Below are 18,384 nucleotides of genomic sequence, written 5' to 3'. Positions count from 1 at the left end.
AGCCCTAAGCCAAATTAAAGGTTAAGAGTCGAGTACTCCGACTGACCCCAGTAGGACGCCAGCCCCCAAACATTCGTGCAGTGTGCTCCAGAAATTGTTCTGGTCACATTTCCAATGCCCAGAGCCGACGGAAGACGAGATTGGACTGTACGCCCTGCATCTGCCGCTGCCTCCGCCGAATAGTTGCTAACCACAATCGATGCTCGCAAGAACGACTACACCCTTCACGTTTGCCTAACGATGCGTTACTGTTCCACGTCTGCTATCAGGGGGAAGAGATGTGGCGAAGGGAGCCAAGCAACCATCAGACGCAGCAATCTGGCCGTTGCTAGACAAGGATGTAGATCTTCGAAAAGAATTCAGACTTAGGTCGAAGAAATTTGATCAGAAGAGGGTGATCAGTGATGAGATCGCTGATAACCTCGATAATGGATGGATCATCCACAAGAAAGAGAAAGGCAAGGCATCTCTGCGCAAGGATAAATGCCTTGACGAGAGAGTAGAGAACATTTGGTGGACCCTTCTATATAAGATGGGCTATCGAGAGCTGAACTCCGGGCGCAATTTCAGAATTCTGACAAAGAAGCGGAAAGAAGAGGTCGTCGAGCGCCCCTTTTCCGTGTTCGCGGCGGATGATGAAACTGTTATTGTGACTCGCGTCAAGACCTCTGAGCGCCTCAAAAGAGCCAGCGTCTCGAAGGAGTTGGCAGACTTCACGTCCTGCAAGGGAGAGGTCGCTACAGCGGTAAAGAATTTTTATAGCGGATTCAAACCTAAAATTCTTTGGTTCTATCTAACCGAGAACATCGTCTGGTCTGAGTCCGACATTGAATTTGCCACCAAGCAGAATATTAAGAGAGTCACAGAGCAAGAGCTCCCTTACTTCACCCAGATTGCAGAGCTTCTGGGCAAGGCGGCTAGATTCCAGTTCCTAGCGGAGTTCCTGAAGGATCAGCCCATCCCAGAGATGACCGGGGTGACAGTCTCTGCCACGCGGTCAAAGTTGGGTGGGAGATATTTTTACTCCTTCGTATCAACCCCAAGACAGCTTCTAAAAATATCGTTCGTCAATCACCGAACGCTCGACGATCCGGAAGGCCACCCAACCTACCAGCGACTTGTTCAGAAAAGCAGGCTAAAGTCAATTGCCACTTACATTCTGAACGGAGGAATATTCCCCAACAATTTGCTAATTAATTTTAGCAAACCGCCGCGCTTTGATATCACCAATAAGGACACCGGAACCGAAGTCCATTTCGGGACACTCTATCTGCCAAACACTTACAAATCCGCATGGATTATTGACGGTCAGCATCGACTTTACGGCTACGCCTCCTTACCAGACCCTTATCTCGACCAACGACTTGTAGTGGTCGCCTTCGAGGGAATATCGAAGGAAGAAGAGGCTGAAATGTTCGTGACCATCAATCATGAGCAGAAGTCCGTCCCCAAAAACTTGCTTGATGATTTGGAAGGCCAACTAAAATGGGGATCGGATAACCCAGGAGAGCGCATTGGAGCCCTAGCGGCACGCGCGATTCAAACCATGAATAAGGATCCCTCCAGCCCCCTTCATGCGCGTTTCTCCGCGGAAGGCATCAAAGGGAGCAATCGTGCATGCCTGACCGTTCCTCAAGTGAAGATTGGCCTCAAGCGTTCCGGAATATTTGGGACTGCTCAAAAGGGAGACTATTTGCCTGGACCACTAGGCACCGGTACTGACAACGCCACTCTCCAACGGGCCACCAAGGTCCTTAACGGATTTTTGCGTCAGTTCCAAGAGGCGGACGTGGCACGATGGGAAATCGGCCGAACTGGAAAACTTTGCACAAATGACTCCATTCAGGCACTAAGTTTGTTGCTCGGTGAAATTACACGACATTTGCAGAAATCCGGCCAAGTAAAAGTTAAAGCTAGTGATACAGATCTCTTGGAGAAGGTAATAGACTTTGCTGCCCCCCTCCTAGACTATATAAAGGATAGCGCTCCAGACAAGGTCGACGCCACGCTCTCCGCTGGATATGGGAGCGGCGCACCCAGAACATTGTTCTTGCGCTTTTCTCAAATCCTTCGCCAGAAGCATCATTCCTTCTGTCCTGACGGCTTGGAAGATTGGGAGAAGACTCAATCGGAGGAACTGAAGAACACTGCAGATCAACAGGTTCAGCAGATCAATATTCTAGCAATCGACCATATATTTAAAGTTTTCCGAGCCAAGTTTGGCGAGGAAAACAACAACTATTGGGAAAAGGGAATTGTCCAAGGAAAGATAAAGACCTCTGCGTATAGCAAGTCGCAGGATGTTGAAGTTGGCGCCCGACTTCCTCTCGAGGCCTATCTCGACTTTATCGATCTAAAGCAAATTGTTGAAGAGAAATCAAGGTGGCCACTTTTTAAAGACGTCATGGATATTCCACTTGACGGCCAAAAGGGTCACGCCAAGAACGTAAAGTGGATGGATAGATTCAACGAGATTCGGCGAATCCCCGCTCATGCAGCACCAGGCCGGGGCTATAGCTTGGACGACCTCGACCTTTTGGAGCTTGTGGCAAATACCCTCCAGTCTCGGATTAGCGCATACGACTATGATCAAATCCAGCCAGAAGACTGAAGGACCGATAGTGCTGCCCTTTCTGAAGTGGGCCGGCGGCAAGCGCTGGTTGACGCGAGAGTCCGAGGTCATGCAAATGATCCCGGCGAACGCTCGGTACGTTGAACCTTTCCTTGGAAGCGCTGCGATGTTCTTCCATTCGCGCCCGACGTGCGCGCTCCTTAATGACTTCAATGCGGACCTAATCGCCACTTATCAAGCCATCAAGGATGACTGGGAAAGCGTCTTCACTCTGCTGCAGACTCATCAGCGAAAGCATCTGAAGGACGACAGCTACTATTATTCAGTACGCAGCTCCACGCCAAATGAATCAGCGGCGAGGGCCGCGCGTTTTATATATCTGAACAGAACTTGCTTTAACGGCCTGTATCGCGTAAATCGCAAAGGACAATTCAACGTTCCCCGCGGCACGAAAGATGCAGTAGTCATGCCCACTGATGACTTTGAATCGATTAGCAAGATGTTAGAAGGCGCCACTCTAACGCACGGCGATTTCGGAAAAGTAATAAAAGAATGTGGGCAGGGTGATTTTATATTCTGCGACCCACCCTACACCGTCAAACATAATCACAACGGATTTATTCTTTACAACGAACAATTATTCTCGTGGGCAGATCAGGTCAGACTTAGAGATGAACTCGCGGCAGCTGCTTCGCGGGGCGCATCTGTGATGGCAACCAATGCCGACCATCCTTCCATCCACGAGCTCTACTCAGACTTTGACATTTCAGTAGTTGAGCGATCAAGTGTGATGTCTTCTATCGCCACTAGGCGAAAGAAGACCACAGAAGTGGTCATCTCACTGAATCTTTAGCCGCGTCGTAGAACAAGCTACAGGCTCCGCGTTCTTCGGCCTTCGCAGCACGCTGAGTGAGGGAACATAGAACTTTTCAGCAAGCCCCCTCTCTATTGACCAGAAACAACAAGGGCGCCTCCCGGCGCCCTCGTTCTTTCAACTCATTCCCACTCAATAGTCGCCGGCGGCTTCCCCGAGATGTCATAAACCACCCGCGACACCCCCCGCAACTCATTGATGATCCGGTTGCTCACCGTCCCCAGGAACTCATACGGCAGATGCGCCCAGTGCGCCGTCATGAAGTCGATCGTCTCCACGGCACGCAGCGCAATCACCCACTCATAAGCGCGCGCGTCGCCCACCACACCCACCGACTTCACCGGCAGGAACACGGCAAACGCTTGGCTGGTCTTGTCGTACAGGTCGGCCTTGCGCAGCTCATCAATGAAGATGGCATCGGCCTTGGCCAGCAGTTCGGCGTATTCCGGCTTTACCTCGCCCAGAATGCGCACGCCCAGGCCCGGGCCCGGGAACGGATGACGGTAGACCATGGTGCGCGGCAGGCCCAGCTCGACGCCCAGGCGGCGCACTTCGTCCTTGAACAGCTCGCGCAGCGGCTCCACCAGGCCCAGCTTCATGTGCTCTGGCAGGCCGCCCACGTTGTGGTGGCTCTTGATCACATGCGCCTTGCCGGTCTTGCTGCCGGCCGACTCGATCACGTCCGGGTAGATGGTGCCCTGCGCCAGCCACTTGGCGTTGCTCAGCTTGTTCGACTCTTCGTCGAAGATCTCAACGAACAGGTTGCCGATGATCTTGCGCTTGGCTTCCGGGTCGCTCACGCCTTCCAGCGCCTTGAAGTAACGGTCGGCGGCATTCACGCGCACGACCTTCACGCCCATGTGCTCGGCGAACATCGCCATCACCTGGTCGCCTTCCTGCCAGCGCAGCAGGCCGGTATCCACGAACACGCAGGTCAGCTTCTCGCCGATGGCCTTGTGCAGCAGCGCAGCCACCACGGACGAATCGACGCCGCCGGACAGGCCCAGGATCACTTCGTCATCGCCCACCTGTTCGCGCACGCGGGCGATCTGGTCGTCGATGATGTTGGCGGCGGTCCACAGGGTCTGGCAGCCGCACACGTCCACCACGAAGCGGCGCAGCAGCGTCTGGCCCTGCAGGGTGTGGGTTACTTCCGGGTGGAACTGCACGCCGTACCAGCGCTTTTCTTCGTTGGCCATGGCGGCCACCGGAATGCGGTCGGTGGTGGCGGTGATGGTGAAGCCCGGCGGCGCAACGGAGACGTGGTCGCCGTGGCTCATCCAGACATTCAGCTTCGGCTCGCCGCCGTGGTCGCTCAGGCCCTTGAACAGCGCATCCGGGTTGATGACATTCACTTCGGCGTGGCCGAACTCGCGCTGGTCAGCCGCTTCGGTGGCACCGCCCAGCTGGGCAGCCAGAGTCTGCATGCCGTAGCAGATGCCGAAGATCGGCAGGCCGCTGTCGAACACTTCCTGCGGTGCAGCCGGGGCACCCGGCAGCGTGGTCGATTCCGGTCCACCGGACAGGATGATGCCCTTGGCGCCGAAGCCGGCGATCTCGGCCGGGTTGTGGTCCCACGCCCAGATTTCGCAGTAGACGCCCAGCTCGCGGATGCGGCGGGCAATCAGCTGCGTGTACTGCGCGCCGAAATCGAGAATCAGGATCTTGTCGTTATGGATGTTGGTCATGGCGCCCTGGCAATGCAGTAGGGAAAACGAAGTCGGAATTTGCGGCGGCAGATGGAGAAAGAGGAACGGGAATCAGCTTCCTCGTTCCTCTTTGCTCGGCCCGCGTCAGGCGCGGTAGTTCGGCGGCTCTTTGGTGATCGTCACGTCGTGGACGTGGCTCTCACGCTGGCCGGCGCCGCTGATCTTCACGAACTTGGGCTTGCTGCGCATCTCGTCGATGGTGGCGCAGCCCACGTAGCCCATGGTGGCGCGCAGGCCGCCCATCAGCTGGTGGATGATGCCGCCCACCGGGCCGCGGTACGGCACGCGGCCTTCGATGCCTTCCGGCACCAGCTTGTCGGCGGTGGCGGCGTCCTGGAAGTAGCGGTCCTTGGACCCCTTCTCCATGGCAGCCAGCGAACCCATGCCGCGATAGCTCTTGTACGAACGGCCCTGGTACAGCTCGGTCTCGCCCGGCGATTCCTCGGTACCGGCCAGCAGGCCACCGACCATGATGGTCGAGGCACCGGCAGCCAACGCCTTGCCGATGTCGCCCGAGTAGCGGATGCCACCGTCGGCGATCAGCGGGATGCGGTCCTGCAGCGCTTCGGCCACCAGGTCGATGGCGGTGACCTGCGGCACGCCGACGCCGGCGACGACGCGGGTGGTGCAGATCGAGCCCGGGCCGATGCCGACCTTCACCGCGTCCGCGCCGCTGTCCAGCAGCGCCAGTGCGGCTTCGCCGGTGCAGATGTTGCCGCCGATGACCTGCACCTGCGGGAAGTTCTTCTTGACCCAGCTGACACGGTCCAGCACGCCCTGCGAGTGGCCGTGCGCGGTATCGACCACGATCACGTCCACCCCGGCGGCGACCAGCGCTTCCACGCGGCGATCGGTATCGCCACCCACGCCGACGGCGGCGCCGACCAGCAGGCGGGTCGACAGATCCTTGGCGGCGTTCGGGAAGTCGGTGTTCTTCTGGATGTCCTTGACGGTGATCAGGCCACGCAGTTCGAACGAGTCATTGACCACCAGCACCTTCTCGATGCGGTTGCGGTGCAGCAGCTGCAGCACTTCGTCGGACGCGGCGCCTTCCTTGACCGTGATCAGGCGATCCTTCTTGGTCATGATGTGGCGGACCGGATCGTCCAGCTCGGTCTCGAAGCGCATGTCGCGGTGGGTCACGATGCCGGCCAGCAGGCCGTCGCTGCCCACCACCGGCACGCCGGAGATGTTGTGCGCCTGGGTCAGGGCCAGCACGTCACGGATGGTGGTTTCCGGGCCGACGGTGATCGGGTCGCGGATGACACCGGCCTCGAACTTCTTCACCTTGGCCACTTCCGCGGCCTGCTGTTCCAGGCTGAGATTCTTGTGGATGATGCCCATGCCGCCGAGCTGGGCCATGGCGATGGCCAGGCGGGCTTCGGTGACGGTGTCCATCGCGGCGGACAGGATCGGAAGCTTGAGCTTCAGGTCTCGGGTCAACCGCGTTTCGAGGTTGACGTCCTTGGGCAGGATGGTCGAGTGGGCGGGGACGAGCGAGACGTCGTCGTAAGTGAGTGCTTCAGCCTGGATGCGCAGCATCGGCATACCCGAGATGTGGGGAAGCGCGACATTTTACCTTGTTTTCGCGCCGCGTGGCAGGGGGTGGATGCGACGCAGTGTCGCGCGGGCGGCGGTCCATTCAGGGGGCCGGCTACCGCTTCGGTGGGTGCCAACCTTGGTTGGCACAAACAAAGAGTCCTCCGCCCCATCTGGGGTCCAGGCACCTGACGGATCGTGCCAACCAAGGTTGGCACCCACCACAGGCAAGCCGACAACCGGCTCCTGGTAGGTGCCAACCTTGGTTGGCACAAACAGAGAGGCCTTCACCCCATCTGGAGTCCAGATGCCGGACGAAGCGTGCCAACCAAGGTTGGCACCCACCACAGGCAGGCCGACGACGGTTGGCACCTACCAACAGCCGCTCGCTGCGATCAGCTCACCGCTTCCGCCGCTTCCAGGGTGTTCTGCATCAGCGTGGCCACGGTCATCGGGCCCACACCGCCCGGCACCGGGGTGATCCAGCTCGCCCGCTGCGCCGCCGCATCGAAGCCGACGTCGCCCACCAGGCGGCCGTCATCCAACCGGTTGATGCCGACGTCGATCACCACCGCGCCCGGCTTCACCCACTCGCCCGGCACGATGCCCGGGCGGCCCACCGCCACCACCAGGATGTCGGCGTTGCGCACGGCCTGTTCCAGCACGTCCTTGGGGGTGAACTTGTGGCAGCTGGTGACGGTGCAGCCGGCAATCAGCAGTTCCAGGCCCATCGGGCGGCCAACGTGGTTGCTGACACCGACGATGGTGGCGTTGCGGCCGCGCACCGGCTGATCGGTGTGGCCCAGCAGCGTGGTGATGCCGCGCGGGGTGCACGGGCGCAGGCCGAACTCGCGCAGGGCCAGATGGCCGACGTTTTCCGGGTGGAAGCCATCGACGTCCTTGCGCGGGTCGATGCGCTGGATCAGCCGGCGCGCATCGGGGATGCCCGGCAGCGGCAGCTGGATCAGGATGCCGTTGATCTTCGGATCGGCATTGAGCTGGTCGATCAGGTCCAGCAGCTCGGCCTCGGTGGTGCCGGCCGGCAGGTCGTAATCGTGTGCTTCGATGCCGACCTTCTCGGCGGCACGGCGCTTGTTGCGCACGTACACGGTCGAGGCCGGGTCGCCGCCCACCAGCACCACGGCCAGGCCCGGACGGCTGCCACCGGCCGCGATGCGGGCGTCGACGCGCACCTTCAGGCTGTCGAGCAGGTCTTCAGCGATGCGGCGGCCATCGAGGATGCGGGCAGGATGCGGGGCGGCGGAATCGTTCATCGAATGCGGGGGCGGCGGCGGTGGGGAGGCTATTGTCCCCGATTCAGGCCCCCTCGCCCACCGCCAATGCGGCCGCTGCGCTCGCCGGGCATGGCCCGGCGCTACCTTGGAACGCTGACCCCGGGTGACGTTACGGGTCGCATCCCTCATTCTTCCTCTTCGGGCACGTCCTGCGGGTTCAAGGTCTTGCTTGCCCGCTTCGGCGCGGTGAACGGGGTCGGCGTCGGTACGCCCTGGCCGGAGTTGCCAAACACCATCTTGGCGCCGGCGTTCAGGCCGCCGCCGGCGATTTCCAGCTCGAAACGCTCGGCGTCGCGGCGACGGATCTGTTCGGCGATCTCGATCGCGTCGTCCTCGTCGGCGCCCAGCTCCACCAGCGCGGCCTGACCGAACAGCACGGCCGATTCAAAGGTCTCGCGGATCTGGAAATCGACGCCGGCATGGATCAGCCGCAGCGAGTGCTCGCGGTCGAACGAGCGCACCATCAGTTTGGCCTGCGGGAATTCGTGCGCGACCAGCTCGACGATGCGGTCGGCGGCGTCGGCCTTGTCCACGCACACCGCGATCGCGCGCGCGGTCGCCGCGCCGGAAGCATGCAGCACGTCCAGGCGGGTGCCATCGCCGTAGTAGATCTTGAAGCCGAACCGCGCCGCGCTCTGGATCATCTCCACATCGTTGTCGATGATGGTCACGTCCACGTCGCGCGCCAGCAGCGACTGGCTGGCCACCTGGCCGAAGCGGCCGAAGCCGATCAGCAGCACGCTGCCGGACAGGCCGTCGGCTTCGTCCACGCCCTCCAGGTTCACCGTCGGCTTCGGCGCCACGCGCTTGTAGACCAGCACCACCAGCGGGGTCAGCGCCATCGACAGCACCACCACGGCGGTGAAGTTGGCATTGATGTCCACGTCGATCACACCGGCGGCCGCCGCTGCGGAGAACAGCACGAAGGCGAACTCACCGCCCTGCGCCATCAGCACGCCACGGTCCAGCGCCTGCGCGTGGTCGCTGCCCATCAGACGCGCAACGACGTAGATGCACAGTGCCTTGGCCGCCATCAGCGCCAGCACCAGGCCGGCGATCAGCTGCCAGTGCGAGGCCACTACGCCCAGGTCCAGCGCCATGCCGACGCTGAGGAAGAACAGGCCGAGCAGGATGCCGCGGAACGGTTCGATGTCGGCTTCGATCTGGTGGCGGAAGGTCGATTCGCTCAGCAGCACGCCGGCCAGGAACGCGCCCATCGCCATCGACAGGCCGGACAGCTGCATCAGCAGTGCCGCGCCCAGCACCACCAGCAACGCGGCGGCGGTCATCACCTCGCGTGCCTTCGATTCGGCCAGCAGGCGGAACAGCGGGTTGAGCAGGAAGCGGCCGACCAGCACCAGACCGACGATGGCACCGACACCGATCACCACCGACAGCCAGCGCGAGCCCTCGCCATCGGAGCTGCCCGCGCTGGGCGCCATCCACGCCACCAGGGCCAGCAGCGGCACGATCAGCAGGTCTTCGAACAGCAGGATGGAGACGATCTTCTGCCCCGAAGGCAGCGCGATATCACCGCGCTCGGCCAGCAGCTGCATCACCACGGCGGTGGAGGTCAGCACGAAGCCGGTGGCACCGATGAAGGCCACCTGCCACGGGAAGCCGAACAGCTTGGCGATACTGGTCAGCACCAGCGCGCAGGTGACGATCTGCAGCGTGCCCAGCCCGAAGATTTCCTTGCGCAGGCTCCACAGGTGCGAGGGCCGCATCTCCAGGCCGATCACGAACAGGAACATCACCACGCCGAGTTCGGCGGTATGCAGGATGGCCTGCGGATCGGAGAACCAGCCCAGCCCGAACGGTCCGATCGCCAGGCCGGCGGCGAAGTAGCCCAGCACCGACCCCAGGCCCAGCCGCCGGAACAAGGGCACCATCACCACCGCCGCGCCCAGCAGGGCAACCACCTTGACCAGCTCGCTGGTCGCTGCTTCTACCGCCATGCGGTGCTTTCCCCGGAATCCAGAATCGCTCACCACGATAGAGCAATGTGGATGACGGCAATAGCACGCATGTTGCGCCGGATTGTCTTGGAGGTAGAACGATGCCGGCAGCCACCCCATACATCATTCTGAAACGATCAACGGTAGCGCCGGGCCATGCCCGGCGGATATGCCTGCCCGTGCCGCTGCGCTCGCCGGGCATGGCCCGGCGCTTCCGGAATCACCCGCCCCGGCAGAAGGCGGCGTAATCGATATAGCCCGGGAACGGCACGCCCGGCGCGCAGACCGGGCACTGCGGGTCCGGGCCGATGCCGGTCTCGCGGAAGCGCATGCCCAGTGCATCGAAACGCAGCAGACGCCCCACCAGGGGCTCGCCGATGCCCAGCAGCAGCTTCAACACCTCGGTGGCCTGCAGCACGCCGGCCAACCCTGGCAGCACGCCCAGCACGCCGGCCTCGGAACAGTTCGGCGCGAACTCCGGCGGCGGGGGCTCCGGGAACAGGCAGCGGTAGCAGGGCGCGACGCCGCGCTGGCGGCCGGCGTCGAACACGCTCACCTGGCCGTCGAAGCGCTCGATTGCCGCATACACCAGCGGCAGCCGGTGCTTGATGCAGGCATCGTTGAGCAGATAGCGCAGAGGGAAGTTGTCCGAGCCATCCAGCACCACGTCCACCCCGTCCAGCAGCGCGTCGACGTTGTCGGAGGTGACCCGCTGCGGCACGGCTTCAATGTCGATGGCGGGATTCAGCGCCAGCAGGCGCTCGCGTGCGGAGTCGACCTTGAGCTGGCCGACACTGGCTTCGGTATGCACGATCTGGCGGTGCAGGTTGCTGCGTTCGACGCGGTCGTGGTCGGCAAAGCGCAGGTGCCCGACCCCGGCCGCGGCCAGGTAGAAGCCGGCCGGCGCGCCCAGCCCGCCCGCCCCCAGCACCAGCACACGCGACTGCTGCAGGCGACGCTGGCCCGCCTCACCCACCTGCGGCAGCAGCAGGTGACGCGAGTAGCGATCGAAGAAATCGCGGTCGGCAGCGCTGGCCACGGGCTGCACCAGCGGCAGCGCCTGCTCGCGCCAGGCCACGGTGCCCCCGGCGACCGACGCCACGTTCGCGTAGCCAGCGTCGAGCAGGGCCTGCGCGGCGTCGGCCGAACGCTTGCCGGTCTGGCAGATCAGCAGGATTTCCTGTTCCGGGCGTGGCAGGTGCGCGGCCGGGTCGGCCCGCAGTTCCGCCCCGGCCACACCACGGGCGCCTTCGGCCATGCCACCGGCGCGCTCGTGCGCCTCCCGCACATCGATCAGCACGGCGCCATGGGCCAGGCGGTCATGCGCCTGCGCCGGGGAAAGCTCTCGGATGCTCATGGCGCCATTATCGCGCAGGCCCTGCCCGCCGAGCGTCCCAGGGGTCAGATCGCTGTTCCGAAGGAAAAGGGATCTGACCCCATTCCCCGTCAAACGAAAAAGGCGGCCCTGCGGCCGCCTTTCCGGTTACTTGCCCTTGACGTGTTTCATCAAGCGCCGCTTGGCCTTGATCTGCCGTTCGGTCAGCACGTTCTTCTTGCCCTCGTACGGGTTGGCACCTTCGCGGAACAGGAACACCACCGGCGTGCCGATCAGCTTGAAGCGCTTGCGGAAGAAGTTCTCCAGGTAGCGCTTGTACGACTCCTGCAGCTCCTTCAGGCGCGTGCCATGCACGATGAAGGTGGGCGGGTTGGCCCCGGCCGGGTGCACGTAACGCAGCTTGGAGACGTGGCCGCGGATGGTCGGCGGCGGGTTGGTCTCGTAGGCCACTTCCAGCGCCTTGTTCACTTCGCTGGTGGTGAACGTCTTGTTCGCCGATTCGTGGGCGCGGTGCACCGCACGGAACAGCTCACGCAGGCCCGAGCCATGCTTGGCCGAGATGCGTACCGATTCCGCCCACGGCACGAAGCCCAGCTTCAGCGACAGCATGGTTTCGGCCTGCTCGCGCTGGTACTCGGTCAGGCCATCCCACTTGTTGATGGCGATCACCAGGGCGCGGCCGGCGTCGAGCACGGCCCCCAGCACGGTGGCGTCCTGGTCGGTCACGCCTTCGGTGGCGTCCAGCATGAGCACGGCCACCTGGCACTGCTCGATGGACTGCATGGTCTTGACCACCGAGAACTTCTCGACCACCTCGTCCACCCGCGAGCGGCGACGCAGGCCGGCGGTGTCGATCAGGCGATATTCGCGGCCATCGCGTTCCAGGTCCACCGCGATCGAATCGCGGGTGGTGCCGGGCACGTCGGAGGCGATCATGCGCTCCTCGCCGAGGATGCGGTTGACCAGGGTCGACTTGCCCACGTTGGGGCGGCCGACAAAGGCGATGCGCACACGGTTCGGATCGTTGTCCAGCTCTTCGCCACTGCCCTCTTCCGGCAGACGCTGGATCACTTCATCGAGCAGATCGTCCAGGCCCTGACGATGCGCGGCCGAAACCGTCAGCATCTCGCTGAAGCCGTAGCGCGCGAATTCCGAGCGCACGGCCATCTCGTCGGTGCCGTCGATCTTGTTGATGAGCAGCAGGGTCGGACGCGACAGCTTGCGCAGCCACGACAGGATCTCGTCGTCCAGCGCCGACGTGCCCTCGCGGGCATCGACGACGAACAGGATCAGGTCGGCTTCGGCGGCAGCGGCCCGGGCCTGACGCGTAGTAGCGCCCGCCAGGCCCTCGTCTTCCCCGGCGATACCGCCGGTGTCCACGACGAGGAAATGATTGTCCTCGTCGAGGCGGCAGACGCCGTAGTTGCGATCACGGGTGACGCCGGGCTGGTCATGGACCAGGGCGTCACGGGTGCGGGTCAACGCATTGAAAATGGTCGACTTGCCGACATTCGGCCGTCCAACCAGGGCGACCAAAGGCAGCATCGCGATTACTCCGTATTAATTTGCCAACCGGAAGGCGGTCAGCTTGCCATCCACGTTCTGCACCAGCAGCACCCCGTCGACGACGATCGGCTGGGCCAGCAGAGCTTCACCGCCGCTCTTGGCCCGCGCCGCCATCGCGCCATCGGACGTCTGCAGCCAGTGCACGTATCCCTTGTAGTCGCCGACCACCACGTAGTCGCCGTGCAGTGCCGGGCCGGTCAGCAGGCGCCGGGCGAGCCCGGTCTGCGACCACATCGCCGCGCCACTGGCCTTGTCCAGGCCGAACACGCCACCCTTGTTGTCGGTGACGAACACATTGCCCGACGAGACCGCCACGCCACCGGCACCGCCGTGGTCGCGCGCCCACAGCGGGCGACCGGTCGGGCCTTCGATGGCCATCGTCTGGTTCTTGAAGCTGCTCACGAACAGCGTGTTGCCATCGAGCACCGGCGCACCGTCGATGTCGGCCATGCGCTCCAGCTCGGTGCGCCCTTCGGCGCTGCCCACGTTCTGTTCCCACAGGGTGCGGCCATCCTGCATGGCCAGCGCGGCGATGGCGCCGTCATCCCTGCCGATGAACAGCACGCCCGGACCGGTCACCACCGGCGCATTGCCACGCACGGTCAGCGCCGGCAGTTCGCTCGGGTTGAACCAGCGCTGGGTGCCGTTGCCCACGTCGAAGGCGGTGATGCGGCCGTCGTTGCTGCGCACGAACACCATGCCCTGGGCCACCGCCGGCGCGGCGATCACTTCGCCGGGCACGCGGGCGCGCCACTTCTCGCTGCCGTCATTGATGTCCAGCGCGATGACCTGGCCGTCGAGCGTGCCGATCACGACGAGGTTCTCGCCAACACCCGGGCCACCGGACAGGCGCAGCTTGTCCTTCTTCTTTTCCTTCTTCGGCTCCCAGGTCCAGACCTTCTTGCCGGTCTGCAGGTCGATGGCGTGCACGCCACCGGTGATCGCCGCAGCGAACACGTGACCGTTGGCCACCGCCGGGCCCTGGCGCACGCCGATGCGACGCTCACCCTTGCCCAGATTGACCGACCAGGCCTTGTTGACCTTCAGGGTCGGCTCGAACTTGACCAGTTCGGCCGGCTCCTGCGCCTTCTTCGCTTCCGCGTCCTTGCCGGCGAACCAGCCCTTCATGGTGCTGCAGCCGGACAGCGCCACGCCGAGCAGCAGCACGGTGGCGACGCGGGTGATCATGACCTTCTGACTCATCAAACCGACTCCGCAGGGGCGGCGACGGTGCCGCCGGCGTCCATAACCTTGGTTTCCAGCAGGCGCCGCTGCGGCGCCGCCACGTCCAGCGTCTTCAACGCCTTCTCGTACTGTTCGCGGGCGGCATCACGCTTGCCCTGGGCCATCAGCGCATCGCCATGGATCTCCAGGCTGCCGCTGTCGGTGGCGCTGCCCAGCAGGGAGATGGCCTCGTCGGCCTTGCCGGTAGCGACCAGCAGGCGGGCCACGCGCTGGTCGACCACGCGCTGCAGGTCACCTTCGACCTTCACGCTGCGCAGCGTCGCCAGGGCTTCTTCATTCTTGCCGGCGTCGACCTGGGCCTTGGCCAGCTGCAGCGCCGCGAGGTCGCCGTAGATGCTGGAGGGACCGGCTTCGAGCGCCTTCACCGCCTTGGCGGCGTCGTCGAGCTTGTTCTGCTGCAGACCCACCAGTGCCTTCTGGTACTCGACATTGGCCGAGGCCAGCTTGCCGCCCTGCTGCGTCTGCCACCACTGCCAGCCGGCGATGGCGCCGATGGCGATGGCCACGCCACCGATGATGCTGGCGCCATTCTTCCGCAGCCAGCTGCGGACGCGTTCACTTTGTTCGTGCTCGTCGAGCAGATCGTCGATCGCCATGCGTACTCTCGCCCCGCCCATCGGGAGGGACCATTGGGATTATCGAAGGTGGTGAAACCGCGCCTCAGTGCGAAACCGGGACCACGGAGCCTTCAGAGGATACCTGAAAGCGTGCCACGTTGGCTCGCTGGTAGGGCGCCAGATCGACGATAGCGCCGTTCTGCTGAACCTGGACCGCCGAGGCGTTGCCCAGAGTGACCCGGGTCACCTGGCCCGGGGTGAAGCTGCGGCTCTCGCCCGACCGGATCAGCGCCTTCTCGACGGTGCTGCCATCGGGGCCGCCGATGTCGACCCAGCTGTCTCCGTTGAACTGCATCTCCAGGGTGGTGCCGGCACCCGCCGCAGCGGCGGCCGGACGCGGTACCGGCGCCAGCGAGGCGACGTAGGGGGTCGCGGCCGGCTTGGCGGTGGACGCCACCGAGGTCTCCGTCGATGCCACCGGCTCGCCGCCATCGGCGGCGGGGGTGACCGGCACGGTCGCCGGGATCACGTCCAGCGAGGCGGTGTTCGGCGACGGCGTGCCGCCATCGAAATGGCCACGCGTGGCGAACCACACCGGCACGGCCAGCACCGCGGTGATGCCGACATACAGCACGCGCCGGCCGAGGTTCTCGGCGATCCGGCGCGCACGCGGGGTATGGGTATGGCTGACCAGGGTCGGCGGGACCACCGGGCCCACCTGGGCCTGCTCCAGCAGTTCGCTCACATCCACATTCAGCAGGCGCGCATAGCTGCGCAGCTGGCCGCGGACGAACACCGGCGCACCGAGCTTCTGCCACTGTTCTTCTTCCAGCGACCTGACCACCTGGACCGGCATGCGCAGCCGCTGTCCGACGTCGTCAAGGGTCAGTCCGGCCGCCTCGCGGGCCTGGCGAAGGCGGGTGCCACAGCCGGCCGCAGTCTCGAGAGCGCTCACAGTCTGGTCATCAATCACAATGCATCAACCCTGGAGTTAGGAGCCCGCATCCTGCGGAAATTCCTGTCGAATCCGCTGCAGATAGCGATCGGATGCTGCGTGATCGCCCAGCCGCGCCTCGATTTGAGACGCAAGTTGTAACACGGAACGTGTTGCGGGTGCAGCCGAAATCCTGCGCTCGGCGAAGGCCCGGGCCTCCATGTAGCGGCCCTGGCGGAAGCTCAGCTGGGCCATCGCCTCCAGGGCGACCGGGTTGGCCGGAGCCACCGCGAGTGCGGCACGCAGGTCGCGCTCGGCCCGTTCGGGCTGCCCCGCGTCAAGCGCACAGCCCCCCGCGTTGGCCTGCGCCTCGGCCGGCGTGGCATAGCCCGGCGCCTGCAGCGCACGATCGAACCACACCAGCGACTCGGCGGCCTGCCCCTGCTGGCACAGCCAGGCGCCATAGTTGTTGAGTACGTCACCGCGCTGCGGGGCCAGCTCTGCGGCCCTGCGGAAGCCCTCGCCCGCCTGCCGGGTGCGGCCGCGGCGGTCATCGATGCCGGCCAGCAGGACCAGTGCGTCAGGCTCGTCGGGCTGCAGCTTCAGCACCTGGCGGGCCTTGCTCTCGGCACCGTCCAGATTGCCCAGCTGCATGTCGCGCGAGGCCAGCACCAGCAGGTCGTTCACGCGCACCTGGCGACGCACGCCGTCCGGGTCACGCACCGAATAGACCGGCGCTTCGCTGGGACCGAGCCGGCCCTTGGGCGTGGAGGAGCAGGCACCGACCGCCATGGCCAGCACGCCCGCAAGCAGCGCCAGCCGGAAGCGGTCAGGCGGCCGCATCGCTCCCCTTCCCCGCCTGCAGCGTCTTGTTGAACTCCGCCTGGCGGCGGGTGCGGTCCATCACCTGGCCCTTGAGCTGGCCACAGGCGGCGTCGATGTCGTCGCCGCGCGTGCGGCGGACCATCGTCAGCACGTTGCTGTCGAGCAGGATCTTCTGGAACGCGCGGATGTCGGCTTCCTCGGAACGCTCGTAACGGGTACCCGGGAACGGATTGAACGGGATCAGGTTGACCTTGCCCGAGTCTTTGGCCTGCACCGCGTTGTCGAACTGGCGCATCAGCCGGGCCAGCTGCCGGGCATGCTCGGGCTGATCGTTGATGCCCTTCATCAGGGTGTATTCGAAGGTCACCGACTCGCGACGCTTGTTGGCGCGCAGGTAGCGCGCGCACGAGGCCATCAGCTCGGCGATCGGGTACTTCTTGTTCAGCGGCACCAGCGTCTCGCGCAGCTCGTCGTTCGGTGCGTGCAGCGACACCGCCAGGGAGACATCACTCTCGCTGGACAGGCGGTCGATCTGCGGCACCAGGCCGGACGTGGACAGCGTCACGCGCTTGTTCGCCAGGCCATAGCCCAGATCGTCGCGCATCACGCTCATGGCACGCACGACGTTGTCGAAATTCATCAGCGGCTCGCCCATGCCCATCATCACCACGTTGGTGAGACGGCGCATCTGGTGCGGCACGTTGCCCAGGTGGCGCGCAGCCACCCACACCTGGCCGATGATCTCGGCGGTGGTCAGGTTGCGGTTGAAGCCCTGGGTGGCGGTGGAGCAGAACGTGCAGTTCAGCCCGCAGCCGACCTGCGAGGACACGCACAGCGTGCCGCGGGTCTTGTCCGGGATGTACACGGTCTCGATGGCGTTCTTGCCATCCACGCCCATCGCCAGCAGCCACTTGTGGGTGCCGTCGGCGGAGGGCTTGTCGAACACGATGTTGGGAACGACGACCTCGGCATGATCCTGCAGTTTGGCGCGCAGGACCTTGCCGAGATCGGTCATCTCATCGAAGTCGGTGACGTAGCGGTGGTGGATCCACTTCATCACCTGGTGGGCACGGAACTTCTTCTCGCCGAGAACCTCGACGAAAAACGTCTCCAGGCCCGCGCGATCGAGGTCGAGCAGGTTCTGCTTGCCGGCCGTGGGTGCCGACTTCGGCAGCGGCTGGATGGCGGGTGTCTGTACGACCTCGTTCACGGCATCACTCTCAGCGCGAGACGACTTCGGTCGCGGCGAAGAAGTAGGCGATTTCGATCGCGGCATTCTCGACCGAGTCCGAGCCGTGGGCGGCATTGGCATCGATGGATTCAGCGAAGTCGGCGCGGATGGTGCCCGGCGCGGCTTCCTTCGGATTGGTGGCGCCCAGCAGGTCGCGGTGGGCCAGCACGGCGTTCTCGCCTTCCAGGGCCTGGATCATCACCGGGCCGGAGATCATGAACTCGACCAGAGCGTTGAAGAACGGACGCTCGCGGTGCACGGCGTAGAAGCCTTCGGCTTCACGGCGCGACAGCTGCTTGTACTTGGCGGCGACGACCTTCAGGCCGGCCTTTTCAAAGCGGGCGTAGATTTCGCCGATGACGTTCTTGGCAACGGCGTCCGGCTTGATGATCGAAAGGGTGCGCTCCAGCGCCATGGGATGTCTCCAATGGAATCGGGCCGCTGATGGCCCGAAGGGTACATGAAAAAAACCCGCGTCGGAACGCGGGCTTAGCCTGATAAACGTAGGCGAATTGTAAGAGATCCCATTAAGTAGTGCCAGCCCATGGCTGGCAGGCCTCATGCCGGCCGGGGTCAGGCCCCCGCAGGGGCCCTGACCCCATCCCCCAGCCCGACAGGGGTCGGAGCCCCTTCGGGGATCCGGCCCCGCACCCGGGGGTGAATGCCCTCTGACTGGCCCGGCAATTTTGCTGCACTGCAAAATGCCATACGCTGCCGTCTGGTTCTAGTATCAAACAATCGTT

General features: G+C 63.8%; 14 protein-coding genes. 2 read left to right on the top strand and 12 right to left on the bottom strand.

Features of this window, described 5'->3' with window-relative positions; genetic code table 11:
* Positions 1-280 precede the first annotated feature (280 nt).
* Together AC5P5M_RS10065 and AC5P5M_RS10060 are read left to right on the top strand one after the other, a co-directional pair.
* Positions 281-2,611 carry a DGQHR domain-containing protein gene (locus tag AC5P5M_RS10065; RefSeq protein ID WP_495205809.1) on the top strand — a complete coding sequence of 777 codons (2,331 nt, stop codon included), beginning with the start codon at positions 281-283 and terminating at the stop codon, positions 2,609-2,611.
* Positions 2,586-3,425: a DNA adenine methylase gene (locus tag AC5P5M_RS10060; protein ID WP_495205808.1), complete on the top strand. Its 840-nt coding sequence runs from the start codon at positions 2,586-2,588 to the stop codon at positions 3,423-3,425. The genes AC5P5M_RS10065 and AC5P5M_RS10060 overlap by 26 nt, the downstream gene beginning before the upstream one ends.
* A gap of 143 nt (positions 3,426-3,568) precedes the next feature.
* On the opposite strand, the gene guaA is transcribed toward AC5P5M_RS10060, so the two are convergent.
* The 12 genes from guaA to ndk all read right to left on the bottom strand — a co-directional run bounded on the left by guaA (position 3,569) and on the right by ndk (position 18,056).
* On the bottom strand, positions 3,569-5,134 hold the full coding sequence (gene guaA / locus AC5P5M_RS10055) for a glutamine-hydrolyzing GMP synthase (protein ID WP_049483147.1): 1,566 nt from the start codon (positions 5,132-5,134) through the stop codon (positions 3,569-3,571).
* 105 nt (positions 5,135-5,239) lie between these two features.
* Positions 5,240-6,697 (bottom strand): IMP dehydrogenase, encoded by a 1,458-nt coding sequence (gene guaB, locus AC5P5M_RS10050; protein ID WP_053517615.1) that lies wholly within the window; start codon positions 6,695-6,697, stop codon positions 5,240-5,242.
* A 392-nt stretch (positions 6,698-7,089) separates the two neighbouring features.
* On the bottom strand, positions 7,090-7,968 hold the full coding sequence (gene folD, locus AC5P5M_RS10045) for a bifunctional methylenetetrahydrofolate dehydrogenase/methenyltetrahydrofolate cyclohydrolase FolD (protein WP_495205807.1): 879 nt from the start codon (positions 7,966-7,968) through the stop codon (positions 7,090-7,092).
* Positions 7,969-8,114: 146 nt separating this feature from the next.
* Positions 8,115-9,947, bottom strand: coding sequence for a monovalent cation:proton antiporter-2 (CPA2) family protein (locus tag AC5P5M_RS10040; RefSeq protein WP_495205806.1), 1,833 nt, complete (start codon positions 9,945-9,947; stop codon positions 8,115-8,117).
* 220 nt (positions 9,948-10,167) lie between these two features.
* Positions 10,168-11,304, bottom strand: a complete 1,137-nt coding sequence (moeB, locus tag AC5P5M_RS10035; RefSeq protein WP_495205805.1) for a molybdopterin-synthase adenylyltransferase MoeB — start codon at positions 11,302-11,304, stop codon at positions 10,168-10,170.
* 126 nt (positions 11,305-11,430) lie between these two features.
* Positions 11,431-12,828 (bottom strand): ribosome biogenesis GTPase Der, encoded by a 1,398-nt coding sequence (gene der, locus AC5P5M_RS10030; RefSeq protein WP_053520183.1) that lies wholly within the window; start codon positions 12,826-12,828, stop codon positions 11,431-11,433.
* A 15-nt stretch (positions 12,829-12,843) separates the two neighbouring features.
* Entirely contained in the window at positions 12,844-14,052 is a 1,209-nt protein-coding gene (gene bamB / locus AC5P5M_RS10025; RefSeq protein WP_053520184.1) for an outer membrane protein assembly factor BamB, read from the bottom strand.
* Entirely contained in the window at positions 14,052-14,690 is a 639-nt protein-coding gene (locus AC5P5M_RS10020) for a YfgM family protein (protein WP_053520185.1), read from the bottom strand. The genes bamB and AC5P5M_RS10020 overlap by 1 nt, the downstream gene beginning before the upstream one ends.
* Positions 14,691-14,754: 64 nt before the next feature.
* A complete protein-coding gene (locus tag AC5P5M_RS10015; protein WP_065181338.1) occupies positions 14,755-15,624 on the bottom strand; it encodes a RodZ domain-containing protein in 870 nt (289 codons plus the stop codon).
* A gap of 18 nt (positions 15,625-15,642) precedes the next feature.
* Positions 15,643-16,428 (bottom strand): type IV pilus biogenesis/stability protein PilW, encoded by a 786-nt coding sequence (gene pilW, locus AC5P5M_RS10010; RefSeq protein ID WP_065181337.1) that lies wholly within the window; start codon positions 16,426-16,428, stop codon positions 15,643-15,645.
* Positions 16,415-17,620, bottom strand: a complete 1,206-nt coding sequence (gene rlmN / locus AC5P5M_RS10005) for a dual-specificity RNA methyltransferase RlmN (RefSeq protein ID WP_053520188.1) — start codon at positions 17,618-17,620, stop codon at positions 16,415-16,417. The genes pilW and rlmN overlap by 14 nt, the downstream gene beginning before the upstream one ends.
* A gap of 10 nt (positions 17,621-17,630) precedes the next feature.
* Positions 17,631-18,056, bottom strand: coding sequence for a nucleoside-diphosphate kinase (ndk, locus tag AC5P5M_RS10000; protein ID WP_005409295.1), 426 nt, complete (start codon positions 18,054-18,056; stop codon positions 17,631-17,633).
* Positions 18,057-18,384 lie beyond the last annotated feature (328 nt).

The sequence above is a fragment of the Stenotrophomonas sp. YJH_SMC_106-19 genome, from assembly GCF_059368375.1.
Note: the sequence above shows the minus strand (reverse complement) of the source record. Positions and strands in the feature narration are given on the sequence as shown.

What these genes read in the sequence shown, in the direction of transcription:
- pilW (WP_065181337.1), bottom strand. Translation starts at nt 16,428, where the DNA reads ATGCGGCCGCCTGACCGCTTCCGGCTGGCGCTGCTTGCGGGCGTGCTG.
- folD (WP_495205807.1), bottom strand. Translation starts at nt 7,968, where the DNA reads ATGAACGATTCCGCCGCCCCGCATCCTGCCCGCATCCTCGATGGCCGC.
- AC5P5M_RS10020 (WP_053520185.1), bottom strand. Translation starts at nt 14,690, where the DNA reads ATGGCGATCGACGATCTGCTCGACGAGCACGAACAAAGTGAACGCGTC.
- der (WP_053520183.1), bottom strand. Translation starts at nt 12,828, where the DNA reads ATGCTGCCTTTGGTCGCCCTGGTTGGACGGCCGAATGTCGGCAAGTCG.
- moeB (WP_495205805.1), bottom strand. Translation starts at nt 11,304, where the DNA reads ATGAGCATCCGAGAGCTTTCCCCGGCGCAGGCGCATGACCGCCTGGCC.
- ndk (WP_005409295.1), bottom strand. Translation starts at nt 18,056, where the DNA reads ATGGCGCTGGAGCGCACCCTTTCGATCATCAAGCCGGACGCCGTTGCC.
- guaA (WP_049483147.1), bottom strand. Translation starts at nt 5,134, where the DNA reads ATGACCAACATCCATAACGACAAGATCCTGATTCTCGATTTCGGCGCG.
- AC5P5M_RS10040 (WP_495205806.1), bottom strand. Translation starts at nt 9,947, where the DNA reads ATGGCGGTAGAAGCAGCGACCAGCGAGCTGGTCAAGGTGGTTGCCCTG.
- bamB (WP_053520184.1), bottom strand. Translation starts at nt 14,052, where the DNA reads ATGAGTCAGAAGGTCATGATCACCCGCGTCGCCACCGTGCTGCTGCTC.
- guaB (WP_053517615.1), bottom strand. Translation starts at nt 6,697, where the DNA reads ATGCTGCGCATCCAGGCTGAAGCACTCACTTACGACGACGTCTCGCTC.
- AC5P5M_RS10060 (WP_495205808.1), top strand. Translation starts at nt 2,586, where the DNA reads ATGATCAAATCCAGCCAGAAGACTGAAGGACCGATAGTGCTGCCCTTT.